This window comes from Halorubrum sp. Boch-26 (assembly GCF_029889805.1).
GTDB lineage: Archaea > Halobacteriota > Halobacteria > Halobacteriales > Haloferacaceae > Halorubrum.
Genome location: NZ_JARANT010000068.1, coordinates 1 through 14,365, shown reverse-complemented (window position 1 = coordinate 14,365; position 14,365 = coordinate 1). Strand labels below are relative to the sequence as shown.

Genomic DNA, 14,365 nt, shown 5'->3' with positions numbered 1-14,365 from the left:
CGACGCTCCGCCACCCCCCGAACGCCGTCACCCTGTCCGGGCCCGCCCGTACGCCGGGGCCGGCGGCGCCGCCGGCCGGCACCGACCCCGACCCGAACGCCGACGCCGACGCCGTCGAGGCCGCCGCGCGAACCATCGAGGAGGCCGAACGCCCCCTCTGTCTGTTCGGCGGCGGCGTGATCAAGGCCGAGGCGAGCGACGCCGCGCGGACGTTCGCGCGGACGTACGGGATCCCGGTGACGACGACGATGCCCGGGATCGGCTCGTTCCCCGAGGACGACGACCTCTGCCTCTCGTGGGCCGGGATGCACGGTACCGGCTACGCGAACATGTCGATCACTCACACCGACTGCCTGATCGCGGTCGGCACCCGTTTCGACGACCGACTCACCGGGGGGATCGACACGTTCGCGCCGGAGGCCGAGGTCGTCCACGTCGACATCGATCCGGCCGAGATCTCGAAGAACGTCTACGCCGACCACCCGCTGATCGGCGACGCGGGGCGCGTCCTCGACCAGCTGACCGCGGCGGTCCGCGAGGCGCCGGACGCCGAGGCGTGGCGCGATCGGTGCGCCGGGTGGAAGGAGAGGTACCCGCTCACGTACGCGACGCCCGACGACGAGCCGCTGAAGCCGCAGTTCGTCGTCGAGGCGTTCGACGAGGCGACCGACGACGACACCATCGTGACGACCGGCGTCGGCCAACACCAGATGTGGGCCTCCCAGTTCTGGACGTATTCGGAGCCCCGGACGTGGGTCTCCTCGCACGGCCTGGGGACGATGGGGTACGGCGTGCCCGCCGCGGTCGGCGCGCGCGTCGCCGCCGACAACATGGGCGATCCGGAGCGAGACGTGGTCTGTTTCGACGGCGACGGCTCCTTCCTGATGACGATGCAGGAGCTCTCCGTGGCCGTCCGCGAGGACCTCGACCTCACCATCGCCGTTCTCAACAACGAGTACATCGGCATGGTGCGCCAGTGGCAGGACGCCTTCTACGAGGGGCGCCACATGGCCTCCGACTACACGTGGATGCCCGAGTTCGACAAGCTCGCGGAGGCGTTCGGCGCCCTCGGGCTCCGCGTCGACGACTACGACGAGGTCGCGCCCGCGGTCGAAGAGGCGCTCGACTACGACGGGCCAGCGGTGATCGACTTCCACATTGACCCGGAGGAGAACGTGCTACCGATGGTGCCGAGCGGCGGTGCGAACGGCAAGTTCGCCACCGCGGAGGACCAGCTATGAGCGGCGATTCGCCCGACTCCCGACCCGCGACCGACGGCGGCTCCGCGTCCGGCGGCGCGCCAGAGGCCGACCCGCGTCCCGCGCCGAGCGAGCAGCCCGGTCCCGAGGAACGGGACCACCCGACGGGGCGACGGAACCTCGAAGGGATCCGGATCGATCCCGTCGTCGAGGCCGAACACGAGTCGCGGCGCGCCGTCATCTCGGCGCTCGTTGAGGACGAGCCGGGCGTGCTCGCGCGCGTCTCCGGGCTCGTCTCCCGCCGCCAGTTCAACATCGAGAGCCTCACCGTCGGGCCGACGACCGTCGAGGGGCACTCGCGGATCACGATGGTCGTCGAAGAGACGGACCCCGGCATCGACCAGATCGAAAAGCAGATGTCGAAGCTGAAACCGGTGATCTCCGTCGGGGAGGTGTCCGGCAACGCGGTCACCGCGGAGCTCGTCCTGCTGAAGGTCGAGGCCGACGACCCCGCGGCCGTCCACGCCGTCGCCGAGATGTACGACGGCCGGACGCTCGACGCCGGACCGCGGACGATCACCGTCCAACTCACCGGCGACGAGGCGCGGATCGACGACGCGCTCGACGCGTTCCGCCAGTTCGGCATCATCGAGATCGCTCGGACGGGCCAGACCGCGCTCGCGCGCGGCGACACCCCGACGGCGCCCGGAGAGAAACCCGGAACGGCCGGCGAACCGACCACCCACGACGACTGATTTCACACGACACATGACCGAAGACACGCAGGCATTCGATTCGACAGTATACTACGACGAAGACGCGAACGAGGAGGCGATCGTCCACAAGACCGTGGCCGTGCTCGGCTACGGCTCGCAGGGCCACGCCCACGCCCAGAACCTCTCGGACAGCGGGATCGACGTGATCGTCGGCCTCCGCGAGAGAAGTTCCTCGTGGGACGCCGCCGAGAGCGACGGGCTCCGCGTGGCGACTCCCGCGGAGGCGGCCGCCGAGGCCGACATCGTGAGCGTCCTCGTCCCGGACACGGTCCAGCCGGACGTGTACGAGAACGCGGTCGAGCCGAACTTGGAGGCGGGCGACACGCTCCAGTTCGCGCACGGGTTCAACATTCACTACAACCAGATCCAGCCGCCCGAGGACGTCGACGTGACGATGGTCGCGCCGAAGTCCCCCGGCCACCTCGTGCGACGGAACTACGAGAACGACGAGGGGACGCCCGGGCTGCTGGCCATCTATCAGGACGCGACCGGCGACGCTCACGAGGAGGGGCTCGCGTACGCGGCCGCGATCGGCTGTACCCGCGCCGGCGTCGTCGAAACGTCGTTCCGCGAGGAGACCGAGACCGACCTGTTCGGCGAACAGGCCGTCCTCTGTGGCGGCGTCACCTCGCTGATTAAGCAGGGGTACGAGACGCTCGTCGACGCCGGCTACTCGCCGGAGATGGCGTACTTCGAGGTGCTCAACGAGATGAAGCTCATCGTCGACCTGATGTACGAGGACGGACTCGGCGGCATGTGGGACTCCGTCTCCGACACCGCGGAGTACGGCGGGCTCACGCAGGGAGACGTGGTCGTCGACGAGCACGCTCGCGAGAACATGGAAGAAGTGCTGGAGAAGGTACAGAACGGCGAGTTCGCCCGCGAGTGGATCGCGGAGAACCAGGCCGGACGACCCTCCTACACGCAGCTTCGGACGGCCGAGAAGAACCACGATATCGAGGCCGTCGGCGAGGAGCTGCGCGGCCTGTTCGCGTGGCAGGACGCCGACGAGGAAGACGAGGAGGAGTCGACCGAGGTGACCGCCTGATGGGCGTACGCGGCGACGCGGACCGGACCAGCGGGACCTCGCGCCCCACGCGCGACGCGGGTGAGTCACGATGAGCGACGGGACCCTGTACGACAAGGTTTGGGACCGGCACAAGGTCACGCGGCTGCCCACCGGACAGGACCAGCTGTTCGTCGGGCTCCACCTCGTCCACGAAGTCACCAGCCCACAGGCGTTCGGCATGCTGAGAGAGCGCGAGCAGGGCGTCGCGTTCCCGAAACGCACGCACGCAACCGTCGATCACATCGTGCCGACCGGGAACCGCGACCGACCCTACCGCGACGAGGCCGCCGAGAACATGATGGCGGAGCTGGAAGAGAACGTCCGCGGCTCGGGCATCGACTTCTCCGACCCCGACTCCGGCGATCAGGGGATCGTCCACGTCATCGGGCCGGAGCAGGGGCTCACCCAGCCCGGCATGACGATCGTCTGTGGCGACTCGCACACGTCGACGCACGGTGCGTTCGGGGCGCTGGCGTTCGGCATCGGCACCTCGCAGATCCGCGACGTGCTGGCGACCGGCTGTGTCGCGATGGAGAAGCAGAAGGTCCGCAAGATCGAGGTCACGGGCGAACTCGGCGAGGGCGTCACCGCGAAAGACATCATCCTGACGATCATCGGGAAGCTCGGGACCGACGGCGGCGTCGGCTACGTGTACGAGTACGCCGGCGAGGCCATCGAGGACCTCGGGATGGAGGGGCGGATGTCCATCTGTAACATGTCGATCGAGGGCGGCGCCCGCGCGGGGTACGTCAACCCCGACGAGACCACCTACGAGTGGCTCCGAGAGACGGACGCGTTTAACGACGACCCCGAGGAGTTCGAGCGGCTGAAACCCTACTGGGAGTCGGTCCGGACCGACGACGACGCGGAATACGACGACGTGGTCACTATCGACGGCTCGGCGATCGAGCCGACCGTCACGTGGGGGACCACGCCCGGGCAGACGGCGGGTATCACCGAACCGATTCCGGACCCCGACGACCTGCCCGCGGAGGACCGCGACACGGCGCGACGCGCGCAAAAGCACATGCGCGTCGAGCCGGGCGACACGATGGAGGGGTACGACGTCGACGTGGCGTTCCTCGGCTCGTGTACCAATGCGCGGCTGAAGGACCTCCGCGAGGCCGCGGCGTTCGTCGAAGGACGGGAAGTCGACGACGACGTGCGTGCGATGGTCGTTCCCGGCAGCCAGCGCGTCCGCGACGCCGCCGAGGCCGAGGGGCTCGACGAGGTCTTCGTCGACGCCGGTTTCGACTGGCGCGAGCCCGGCTGTTCGATGTGTCTCGGCATGAACGACGACCAGCTGGAGGGCGACGAGGCGAGCGCGTCCTCCTCGAATCGGAACTTCGTCGGCCGACAGGGCTCGAAGGACGGGCGCACCGTGCTGATGAGTCCGATCATGGTCGCGGCCGCGGCGGTGACCGGCGAGGTCACCGACGTCCGCGAGATGGAGGAGGTGGCGACCGTATGAGCTCTCCCGAGTTCAGCGCCGGCGAGGCGCCGGCGGAGAAGGTCACCGAGGTGTCGGGCACCGGAATTCCCGTCCGCGGGAACGACATCGACACCGATCAGGTCATCCCCGCCCGCTTCATGAAGGTCGTCACCTTCGACGGGCTGGGGCAGTTCGCCTTCTTCGATCAGCGGTTCGACGACGAGGACAACGAGAAGGACCACCCGTTCAACGAAGAGCGGTACCAGGGCGCGAACGTGTTGGTCGTGAACGCGAACTTCGGCTGCGGTTCCTCGCGCGAGCACGCGCCGCAGGCGCTGATGCGCTGGGGGATCGACGCCGTCGTCGGCGAGTCGTTCGCGGAGATCTTCGCGGGCAACTGCCTCGCGCTCGGGGTCCCGACCGTCACGGCGGACCAGGAATCGATCGAGGCGCTCCAAGACTACGTCGAGGCGCACCCGGACGCTGAGATCGATATCGACGTTGCCGCGGAGACGATCACCTACGACGACACCGTGATCGACGCGACCGTCCACGACGCACAGCGGAAGGCGCTCGTCGAGGGCGTCTGGGACACCACGGCGCTGATGGGTGCGAACGCGGGCGCAGTCCGCGAGACCGCCAGGTCGCTGCCGTATATTCCGGACGCGCACGTTCCGGAGGACGGGGCGTGAGCCACGAGATAGCCGTCATCGAGGGCGACGGGGTCGGGCAGGAGGTCGTTCCCGCAGCCCTGGAGGTCGTGGAGGCGTTCGACATCGGCTTCGAGTTCGTCTCGGCCGACGCCGGCGACGCGACGAAGGAGGCGACCGGCGAGGCGCTCCCGGCGGAGACGTACGACCTCGCCGCGGCCGCGGACGCGACTCTGTTCGGCGCGGCCGGCGAGACCGCCGCCGACGTCATCCTCCCGCTGCGGGACGCCGTCGACTCGTTCGTCAACGTGCGGCCCGCGACGGCGTACCCCGGCGTCGACGCGCTTCGGCCGGAGACGGACGTCGTCTTCCTGCGCGAGAACACCGAGGGCGTCTACGCCGGTCACGAGGACCGGCTCTCCGAGGACCTCTCGACGCTGACGCGCGTCGTCACCTCCTCCGCCTCCCGCGAACTGGCGGAGTACGCCTGCGATTTCGTCGAGGACGGCCGAGGGCCCGCCGGCGGCCCGGAAGACGGGTTCACCGTCGCGCACAAGGCGAACGTGATGCGCGAGACTGACGGGCGCTTCCGCGAGGAGGTGCTCGCGGTCGCCGACGAGCGCGGGGTCGACGCCGACGAGGAGCTGATGGACGCGTTCGCGACGAAGCTGCCGCTCGATCCGGGCCAGTACGGCGTGGTCGTCTGTCCGAACCTCGCCGGCGACGTGCTCTCCGACCTCGCGGCGGGGCTCGTCGGCGGGCTCGGCCTGCTCCCGTCGGCGAACGTCGGCCACGACAACGCGCTGTTCGAGCCGGTCCACGGCACCGCGCCCGACATCGCCGGCGAGGGGATCGCGAACCCGACCGCGGCGATCCTCTCGGCCGCCATGCTGTTGGAGTACCTCGGGTACGTCGAGGAGGGGCAGCGCGTGCGCGACGCCGTGGAGGGCGTGCTCTCCGACGGCCCCCGCACCGGCGACCTCGGCGGCGACGCGACGACCGAGGAGGTCACCGCGGCGATCGTCGAGCGGTTGTAGGTCCGGACAGTCCGGATCACCCCCGAATCCGACCCGATCGACGGGGAGTCCGTGACCGCGGGCGAACCACAAGAAAGGAAACCCTGCGGCCCCTCGACTCGGCTATGAGCAACTACGAAGTCGCGATGGAAGCGGCCTGGTTGGTCCGTGACGTCGAGGAGACCGACGACGCCATCGGCGTCGCGGTCAGCGAAGCCGGCAAGCGACTCAACGAGACGGACAAGCAGTACGTCGAGGTCGAACCCGGCGTCACCGGCTGTCCGGCCTGCGGCGAGCCGTTCGACGCCGCGTTCCTCGCGGCCAACACGGCCCTCGTCGGACTCCTCTTGGAGATCGACATCTTCAACGCCGACAGCGAGGAGCACGCCGAGCGGATCGCGAAGAGCGAGGTCGGCGGCGCGCTGCGGGACGTCCCGCTCGAAGTCATCGAGATCATCGAGACGGACGGCGACGAGGACGACGACGGCGAGTAAGACGACACCGCGACGAGCGGGCGCGCCGCGACCGGTCGGGACGCCCGACCGCCGGCGCGATATCGGTCGCCGCCGAAACCTTTTCTAATAACCCGGAGTTATTTAGCGTATGGAACTCCCGACGCCACAGGACCTCCGCGAGCGGCGGACGACGCTGGATCTGACCCAGAGCGATCTGGCCGACGCGGCGGACGTCTCCCAGCCCCTGATCGCCCGGATCGAGGGCGGCGACGTCGACCCGCGACTCTCGACGCTCCGGCGGATCGTCAACGCGCTCCAAGCGGCCGAAGGCGAGGTCGTCCGCGCGACCGACCTGATGAACGAGACGGTGATCAGCGTCGCGCCGGACGACGCGGTGCGCGGGGCGGTCGACCTGATGGAAGAGGAGGCGTACTCGCAGCTGCCGGTGCTCCAGAACGGGGTGCCCGTCGGCTCGATCAGTCAGAGCGACGTGGTCCACGCGGGCGAGAACGTCGGGGACCACCCCGTCAGCGAGGTGATGAGCGAATCGTTCCCCACGGTCGCCCCGAACGCGACGGTCGACGAGGTCCGGAATCTGCTGGACCACTACAAGGCCGTGATGGTCACCGACGGCGGCGAGACGGTCGGAATAATCACCGAGGCGGACATCGCCGCGCACCTGTCGTAGGCGTTTTCCCGGCAATTCCTCGAGACGAGCGTTCAGGCGTCGCGTTCAGTCCGCCGGCTCTCGGAGAGGTGTTCCCAGATCTCCGTACACCCGGCACCGTCCTCGACGTCGTCGAGGTGGCTCGTACCGTCGCGTTCCGGAGTCGATTCCGTGTCCGTCGGCTCGCTGGCATCCGGGTCTGTGTCGGCCTCCGGCTCGTCGCCAGCGCTCGGTTCGGATCGATCGGTCATCGCTGCGCCGGACCGTCTTCGAAGAGTTCGGGCGCGACGTCCGCGGACGCGTGCTGTCGGTACGTACTGTCGTCGTCCGCGTCGGCGGATCGATCGACGGAGCGGTCGAGGGTCGGATCAATCATCGGATCGAGGTACTACTGCACCGATCATAAGTGCCGTCACACGAGCAAATCGAACCACTACTCCCTGCTACCGGAAGGGTCATCCGGTATCCTTGACGCGGTAGAGCTCTCGAATACGCTCACGGTCGGGCGGTTTGTCTCCGTATCGTCGTTTCCAACGGCGTCGTCGTTTGCGAGCATCGGCATCGTTTGATTCGTCGAAACCGAATGGCGAGTGTGACCACCCGCTTGCGCGTCCTCGACGACGGGGCGTGGCTATCCATCGACGATTCTCGAGAAGTACGTGTTAGCGAACTGTGGCGTCTCGACGCGCCCGATTTCTGTGATTGTGATCTGGTCGATCTGGTCGTCGAGAACTTCCAGGCGGTCGGCGTCGACGGGTCGGCGATCGAGACGCGCGTTCACGGGCAGTGTATCGCGTGCGGCGCGACGGGGACGACAGGATGGCTCCCAGTTGGACGGATACGGGAGGGTGAGTTCGTCGAGTTCGGCCGATCGGCGGTTAGGCGCTCCCGAAAGCGAATACACCGGCAACAACTGCCTGTGAAATAAACCACCGGGAAAGGTTGACTCCACACGGTCAGCTATGTGGGTGTCGGGTGTATCCGATATCGATGCCAACGGACGTCGAAAACTGGAAATCGGAGGTGTACGGGAACGAGATTCGCGCCCACCTGTTCGAGTTCGCCGAACAGGGGTTCGACTCGATCCCGGACGACGAGCGCGACGCCTGGTTCGAACGGTTCAAATGGTGGGGACTGTACCATCAGCGGAACGGCCAGGAGGGGTACTTCATGATGCGGATCGGGACCCCGAACGGCGTGCTCGAACCGGGACAGCTCCGGGTCGTCGGCGAGATCGCCGACGAATACGCCCGCGGCCCGGGCACGAACCCGATCTTCGGCGACGCCTACGCCGACTTCACCACCCGACAGTCGATCCAACTGCACTGGATCGAGCTCTCGGACGTGCCGGCCGTCTTCGAGAAGTTAGAAGAGAACGGGCTCTCGGCCCAACAGGCGTGTGGCGACTCGTGGCGGAACATCGTCGGGAACCCGGTCGCCGGGAAGGACGGACAGGAGGTGATCGACGCGTGGCCGGTCATCCGCGAGCTCAACGAGACGTTCAAAGGGAACGACGATCACACGAACCTCCCGCGGAAGTGGAAGGTGTCGGTGACGGGCTCCGCCGACGGCTCCGGCCAAGGCGACATCAACGACCTCGCGTTCGAGCCCGCGTACAAGGCGGCCGAGGGGGACGAAGCCGGAACCGAGGACGCCGTCGGGTTCAACGTCCGGGTCGGCGGCGGGCTCGCCCGCAACGAACCGCGTCTCGCCCGCGATATCGACGTCTGGGTGCCGCCCGGGAAGGTCGCGGACGTGGCCGGCGGCCTCTCCGCGCTCTTCCGAGACTACGGCGATCGCGAGGATCGATACAACGCCCGAGTGAAATTTCTCGTCGACGAGTGGGGAGCCGAGACGGTCCGCGAGACGCTCCAGGAGGAGTACGTCGACTTCGAACTGGAGACCGCCGGCCGCGACGTCCGCGAGGAGTACACATACAACGCGGGCGAGGGAGAGCGCAACGATCTGATCGGCGTTCACGAGCAGAAAGACGGGAGGAACTTCGTCGGCCTGAACGTCCTCGTCGGGCGGATGGGAGCGAGCGACGTGCTTGACCTCGCCGACCTCGCTGCGAAGTACGGCTCCGGCGAGGTCCGGCTCTCCCAGCGCCAGAACGTCATCGTCACCGACGTGCCCGACGCGGAGCTCGATGAACTCCTCGACGAGCCGCTGCTCGACCACTACTCTCCGGCGCCGTCTCCGTTCATGCGCGGCTCCGTCGCCTGTACCGGTACCGAGTTCTGCTCGCTGTCGATCGTCGAGACGAAGAACCGGCAGGTCCGCTTCGCTCGGTGGCTCAAGGAGAACGTCGACCTCCCCGACGACGTCGACGAGTTCCACGTTCACCTCTCCGGCTGTACGGCGTCGTGCGCGCAGCCGCAGATCGCGGACGTGAGCCTGCGCGGGATGAAGACCAGAAAGAACGGCGACCCGGTGGAGGCGCTCGACGTCGGTCTCGGCGGCGGGCTCGGCGAGGACCCGCAGTTCGCCCGGTGGGTCACCCAGCGCGTGCCCGTCGACGAGGTGCCGGGCGCGATCGCGAACCTGGTCGAGAGCTTCGCCGCCGAGCGCGACGACGGCGAGTCGTTCCGGGCGTTCGTCGCCCGTCACGACGACGACGAACTCGACGCGCTCGTCGATCCCGAGGAGACGGACTACGAGGATCCCATGATGCACAACACGAAGCGCACGTGGTACCCGTACGCCGAGAACGACGGGCTCGACGAGGCCCCGCCGACGCCGGCGGACGACTGACGATGCGGGTCTCGATCGGAGGATGGACGGAATGAGCGATCGACTGCTCCGCGTGAACGCGTACACGACCCTCGATCTCGTCGAGGGACGCGCCCGCGGACACGAGTTCGAGGCCGACGCGCCGGGCGTCGTGAACGTCACCGCGCCACGGGAAGACCCCGAGCACGTTACGCTGGAAGTCGAACTGGACGGGACGGCGGTCGATCGGCTCCCCGCCCACGCCGACGAGGTCGAACTGGCGCCGGCGCAGGCGCGAACCCTCGCCGACGCGCTGGAGTCGACGGCGGAGCGCGTCGAGGCCGCACAGAACGGCGATTCATCGTAAACGATCTGTGCGGCGGCGCGCGCCTTCGAGCGGCCGTTTAGAAGCGGCCGCTCGGAGCGCGTGCGAGGGACGCGGCGAACGCGAGCGGCGAAGCCGTGAGCCGCGAGGTTGGGGAGGTGTGAGGTGCGGTTGCGGTGCCGTGCGGGCTTTGGAGGTGATTGCCGTCCGTTCGCTAACGGCCACGTATAACTGAGCGGCTGGGGCGGTGGCGATGGTCACCGCGCCGTCAACGATTTATAACTCCATTCCGCGGATCGCGACGGTCCCCGCGTCTCCGCTCTGCTCTTCAACCCGTCCGATCACGCGTCCGTCCGTCGCCGCCGCCAGCGACTCGGCCGCGTCGGGGTCGAGGGCGGCGACGAAGCCGGTGCCCATGTTGAACGTGCGGTGCATCTCCTCGTCCGAGACGCTCCCCTCGGACTGCACGAACTCGAAGACGGGCTGGGGGTCGAAGGCGTCGTCGACGACGTACCGATTCGTGCCGAGCCGCGTCAGGTTCGTCCACCCGCCGCCGGTGACGTGGGCCGCGCCGCGCACGTCGTGCTCGCGCATCGGGTCGAGCAGGTCCGTGTAGATCCGAGTCGGCTCCAGCAGAGCCTCGCCGACCGTCTCGTACCCCTCGAACGGACACGGGTCGGCGTACGAGTGCTCGCGGATCGCGGCCTCGCGGGCGAGCGTCAGTCCGTTGGAGTGGATCCCCGAGGAGCGCCAGCCGACGAGCGCGTCGCCCGGCCGCGCAGCGCCGTCGAAGACGGCGTCTTTGGCGGCGAGCCCGGCGCAGGTGCCCGCGAGGTCGAGCCCCGAGATTACGTCCGGCATCACCGCCGTCTCCCCGCCGACGAGTTCCATGTCGGCGAGTTCGGCGCCGCGGGCGAGGCCGGCGCCGACCTGTTCGGCGAACCGCTCGTCCGGCTCGTCGACGGCGAGGTAGTCGACGAACGCGACGGGGCGAACGCCGGCGGCGACCAGGTCGTTGACGTTCATCGCGATACAGTCGATGCCGACCGTCGAGTAGTCGCCGAGCGCCTCGGCGACGAGGAGCTTCGTTCCCACGCCGTCGGTCGCGAGCGCGAGGTACCGGTCGCCGATGTCGAGGAGCCCGGCGTAGTCGCCCTCGGCGTCGCCGACCGCGCCGATCAGCGCCGCGGTCGCCGCCTCGCTGGCGTCGATGTCGACGCCGGCGTCGGCGTAGGTGAGTTCGTCGCCGCTCGCGCTCGCTTCCTCCTCGTCGCCGTCGTCTCCGCCGTCGCCCTCGGTCATGTGTGTCGAGGGACGCCCGCGGAGCAAAAGCGCACCGTTCCCGCCGAGGCGAGCGGCAACGGTGCGAAACGACAGCGGCCGGAACGCGCGGCCCGACTCAGAACGGTCCGCCGAAGCCGAGCCCGATGACGAAGACCAGTCCGACCGTAAGCAGGACGGAGACGACGAAGAAGCCGGCCCACGCCGGCTTGCTCCAGTCGAGCACGGTCTTCCCGTCGAGCGGACCGTACGGGATCAGATTGAACGCCGCGAGGAAGACGTTGATCGCGATCCCACGGGAGCCGATCAGGGTGATCACGGGACTGCCGACGACGGGGCCGAGCAGGAGCGCCGGCAGGAAGACGAGCGTGAGGAGCAGGTTGACGACCGGGCCTGCGAGCGCGATGTGACCGTGCTCCCGCGGGGTCAGCCGGCCGCGGTGGTGCACGGCGCCGGGGGCCGCGAAGATGAAGCCTAAGAGGGAGCTCATCACGGCCAGGAACAGCATGCTGTTGTCGGCCCGGAACTCGGCCACCTGGTCGTAGTGGACCGCGACGACCTTGTGCGCGATCTCGTGGAGGAGGAACGCGACGCCCGCGGTGAGCAGGCCGACGAGCAGCGGCGGGACGACCCCCGCCGCGAGCAGCCGGCCGAAGCCGGCGGTGCCGTTGACGAAGAAGAGCGTGAACGCGACGCCGAGCGCGAGCCACGCGACGAGCAGGTCGCGGAGCTCCGTGCCGCTGAAGTAGAGGCCGGCGATCCGGCGGCCCCGGAAGGCGGAGCTCACGCGGTCCCTCCGGACGCGAGCCGGGTCACGCGCCACCCCCGCCCAAGAGGACGTTGCGGATCAGCTTCGCGCCGGTACCGGCGCCGTCGATCAGCAGCCGGCCCACCTCGTCGACGCCGCCGACCTCGGCGCCGAACATCGCCGGGATCACGTAGACGGCGAACAGGAAACTCGCGACGATGCTGCCGACGTTCGTCATCGCGACGACGATGATGAGCTTGAACAGGGGGACGTCGAGCATCGCCGAAACGAGCTGCGAGGGCGACTGGGTCTCGTCGGAGAGCAGCTCGTTGAGCGTGCCGATGTCGCCGACGTTGACGGTGAGGTGCCGGAGCTCGACGTAGCCGGTGAACCAACCGGGCGCGAGCATCGGGTTGATCGAGGTCATCCACGCGACCGCGCCGCCGACGCCCGCGGAGCTCCACCGCGCGCCCGCGACCTTCGCGAAGGCGAACGCGAAGATCCCGTTGATGAGGAACCACGCGCCGAACAGCCGGAACAGGAAGGCGTTCTCGACGCCCGCCAGCGCGAGCAGGACGAAGAAGCCGACGAAGCCGACGGTGATCGCGTAGCCGATGGCCTTCTTCCACGGGAGTCCGCCTCCTCGCTCCCGACCGACGAGGTCCTCCATCGCGGGGAGCGTCGCGGGATTCGCGAGGTACCGCTCGATCCCGGCCTGATGGCCCGCGCCGACGACCGCGACGACGTCCCTGCCCGCGGCCCGGAGGGCGACCAGCCGGTGGGCGATAAAGGCGTCGCGTTCGTCGATGAGCGCCTCGGCGCCGCCCGGCGAGAACTGGCGGAACTCCTCCATCATCATGGTCACCACGTCGGTGTCGGTGAGCTCCTCGACGCCGAGCTCTTCGATACCGCCGTGCTCCGGTTCTCCTCCGCGGTCGGTCAGTCCGAGCACCCCTGCCACGACCACGCCGAGCGTCAGGCCGATCGAGATCCCGAGTCCGAGGCTGCCGATCGCCGTCACTGCGAACCCGCCGAGGTACGTCGAGACGAGCCCGTTCGCGACGCCGGAGGCCGCCGCGACGAGCCCGACGCTCACGCCGAGTCCGCTCGCCGCGAAGAGCCGACCGTCCGGGGAGAGCGCGACTTTCCCGATCTGATCGACGGCAATGCCGACGGCGACGGCGACCAGTACCCCGCCGGTCACGCTCGTCAACAGTGCGTTCGTGATCCCGAAGGCGCCGCCGAACAGCCCGATCGCCGGCCCCGCGATGATCCCGACGAACAGCCCCGCGAGCACGCCGACGACCCGAGAGTCGGTGACGCCGAACGCGAGCCCGCCGACCATCCGAAGCTTCTCTGTGAGCGTCATCCGGGCCCAGAAGCGCTGTATCGTCGTCTGAATGTCTCGGTCGACGAGGGCGACGTCGATACCGAGCCCCTCGGCGACATCGATGGCCGCCCGCATGTCCGCGCCCGGCTCGATGTCGAAGCGGTCGCCGAGCTGGGTCTGGACGTACGAGAGCATCCAGTACGCGAGGAACTGGAAGACCGTGTTCCCGCGGAGGAGGTCGCTCGCGTCGAGGTCGTCGGGGGTCTCGCCCTGCATCTGGCGGTACCGGCCCTCGTCGAGCTCGACGGCGACGACGTCGGGCCGCTCGCGATCGATCGTCTCCTCGACCTCGTCGACCGAGCGCTCGGAGACGTGGGCGGTCCCGACGACCGTCACGGAGCCGGACTCGCTCCCGTCGACCGTCGCGGAGGCGACCCCGTCGCCATCGATCGTCCCGGAGGTCGCCGCGGGGTCGGACGCCGCGGAGTCGTTCGCCGTCGGGGGCGTGGACGCGCCGTCGGAGCCCTCTGGCGTCTCTGTCATTGCCGGGACGTACCCTCTCGCCGCGTTTAGGGTTTGTGAGTCGATAGCGGGCGGGCGAGGTCGTTGTCGATCCAACAAATTTGTATCCGCACGGCGCGGAGTGGCGGCCATGTCGCGGCTGTTGCCCTCCCTCCCCGACCTGTCTCATGTACACATCTCCGC

At 68.8% G+C, this 14,365-nt stretch carries 16 protein-coding genes; 11 read left to right on the top strand and 5 right to left on the bottom strand.

Going from position 1 to position 14,365, the window contains the following annotated elements:
- The 8 genes from OQF71_RS10400 to OQF71_RS10365 all read left to right on the top strand — a co-directional run.
- Window positions 1-1,241: thiamine pyrophosphate-dependent enzyme (locus OQF71_RS10400; RefSeq protein WP_280587556.1), on the top strand; the 1,241-nt coding region annotated here is incomplete at its 5' end.
- Window positions 1,238-1,954, top strand: a complete 717-nt coding sequence (ilvN, locus tag OQF71_RS10395; RefSeq protein WP_280587554.1) for an acetolactate synthase small subunit — start codon at window positions 1,238-1,240, stop codon at window positions 1,952-1,954. The genes OQF71_RS10400 and ilvN, both read left to right, overlap by 4 nt.
- 13 nt (window positions 1,955-1,967) lie before the next feature.
- Complete coding sequence (gene ilvC / locus OQF71_RS10390; RefSeq protein ID WP_280587553.1) at window positions 1,968-3,023, top strand: ketol-acid reductoisomerase; 1,056 nt, start codon at window positions 1,968-1,970, stop codon at window positions 3,021-3,023.
- A gap of 70 nt (window positions 3,024-3,093) precedes the next feature.
- Window positions 3,094-4,515 (top strand): 3-isopropylmalate dehydratase large subunit, encoded by a 1,422-nt coding sequence (gene leuC / locus OQF71_RS10385; protein WP_280587552.1) that lies wholly within the window; start codon window positions 3,094-3,096, stop codon window positions 4,513-4,515.
- The gene (gene leuD, locus OQF71_RS10380; protein WP_280587550.1) at window positions 4,512-5,168 is read left to right on the top strand and encodes a 3-isopropylmalate dehydratase small subunit; all 657 of its coding nucleotides are present in this window, start codon (window positions 4,512-4,514) and stop codon (window positions 5,166-5,168) included. The genes leuC and leuD overlap by 4 nt, the downstream gene beginning before the upstream one ends.
- Complete coding sequence (locus OQF71_RS10375; RefSeq protein WP_280587549.1) at window positions 5,165-6,163, top strand: isocitrate/isopropylmalate family dehydrogenase; 999 nt, start codon at window positions 5,165-5,167, stop codon at window positions 6,161-6,163. The genes leuD and OQF71_RS10375 overlap by 4 nt, the downstream gene beginning before the upstream one ends.
- 104 nt (window positions 6,164-6,267) lie before the next feature.
- Window positions 6,268-6,636 carry a DUF555 domain-containing protein gene (locus OQF71_RS10370; protein WP_280587547.1) on the top strand — a complete coding sequence of 123 codons (369 nt, stop codon included), beginning with the start codon at window positions 6,268-6,270 and terminating at the stop codon, window positions 6,634-6,636.
- A gap of 109 nt (window positions 6,637-6,745) precedes the next feature.
- Window positions 6,746-7,285 carry a CBS domain-containing protein gene (locus OQF71_RS10365; RefSeq protein ID WP_280587546.1) on the top strand — a complete coding sequence of 180 codons (540 nt, stop codon included), beginning with the start codon at window positions 6,746-6,748 and terminating at the stop codon, window positions 7,283-7,285.
- Between the two features lie 32 nt (window positions 7,286-7,317).
- Here the strand turns inward: OQF71_RS10365 and OQF71_RS10360 are convergent, their stop codons facing one another.
- Together OQF71_RS10360 and OQF71_RS10355 are read right to left on the bottom strand one after the other, a co-directional pair.
- A complete protein-coding gene (locus OQF71_RS10360) occupies window positions 7,318-7,515 on the bottom strand; it encodes a hypothetical protein (RefSeq protein ID WP_280587545.1) in 198 nt (65 codons plus the stop codon).
- Window positions 7,512-7,640, bottom strand: coding sequence for a hypothetical protein (locus tag OQF71_RS10355; protein ID WP_280587544.1), 129 nt, complete (start codon window positions 7,638-7,640; stop codon window positions 7,512-7,514). Before OQF71_RS10355 ends, OQF71_RS10360 begins: the two co-directional genes overlap by 4 nt.
- A gap of 216 nt (window positions 7,641-7,856) precedes the next feature.
- Between OQF71_RS10355 and OQF71_RS10350 the strand changes: the two genes are divergently transcribed.
- From OQF71_RS10350 to OQF71_RS10340, 3 genes are all read left to right on the top strand, one after another.
- Window positions 7,857-8,192 carry a hypothetical protein gene (locus tag OQF71_RS10350; RefSeq protein WP_280587543.1) on the top strand — a complete coding sequence of 112 codons (336 nt, stop codon included), beginning with the start codon at window positions 7,857-7,859 and terminating at the stop codon, window positions 8,190-8,192.
- Window positions 8,193-8,254: 62 nt separating this feature from the next.
- Window positions 8,255-10,018, top strand: a complete 1,764-nt coding sequence (locus OQF71_RS10345) for a ferredoxin--nitrite reductase (RefSeq protein WP_280587542.1) — start codon at window positions 8,255-8,257, stop codon at window positions 10,016-10,018.
- A 31-nt stretch (window positions 10,019-10,049) separates the two neighbouring features.
- Window positions 10,050-10,343: a DUF6360 family protein gene (locus OQF71_RS10340; RefSeq protein WP_280587541.1), complete on the top strand. Its 294-nt coding sequence runs from the start codon at window positions 10,050-10,052 to the stop codon at window positions 10,341-10,343.
- A gap of 234 nt (window positions 10,344-10,577) precedes the next feature.
- Here the strand turns inward: OQF71_RS10340 and purM are convergent, their stop codons facing one another.
- The 3 genes from purM to OQF71_RS10325 all read right to left on the bottom strand — a co-directional run bounded on the left by purM (window position 10,578) and on the right by OQF71_RS10325 (window position 14,203).
- The gene (gene purM / locus OQF71_RS10335; RefSeq protein ID WP_280587540.1) at window positions 10,578-11,603 is read right to left on the bottom strand and encodes a phosphoribosylformylglycinamidine cyclo-ligase; all 1,026 of its coding nucleotides are present in this window, start codon (window positions 11,601-11,603) and stop codon (window positions 10,578-10,580) included.
- 97 nt (window positions 11,604-11,700) lie between these two features.
- On the bottom strand, window positions 11,701-12,369 hold the full coding sequence (locus OQF71_RS10330) for a metalloprotease (RefSeq protein ID WP_280587539.1): 669 nt from the start codon (window positions 12,367-12,369) through the stop codon (window positions 11,701-11,703).
- 25 nt (window positions 12,370-12,394) lie between these two features.
- Entirely contained in the window at window positions 12,395-14,203 is a 1,809-nt protein-coding gene (locus OQF71_RS10325; RefSeq protein WP_280587537.1) for a TraB/GumN family protein, read from the bottom strand.
- Between the last annotated feature and the right edge of the window lie 162 nt (window positions 14,204-14,365).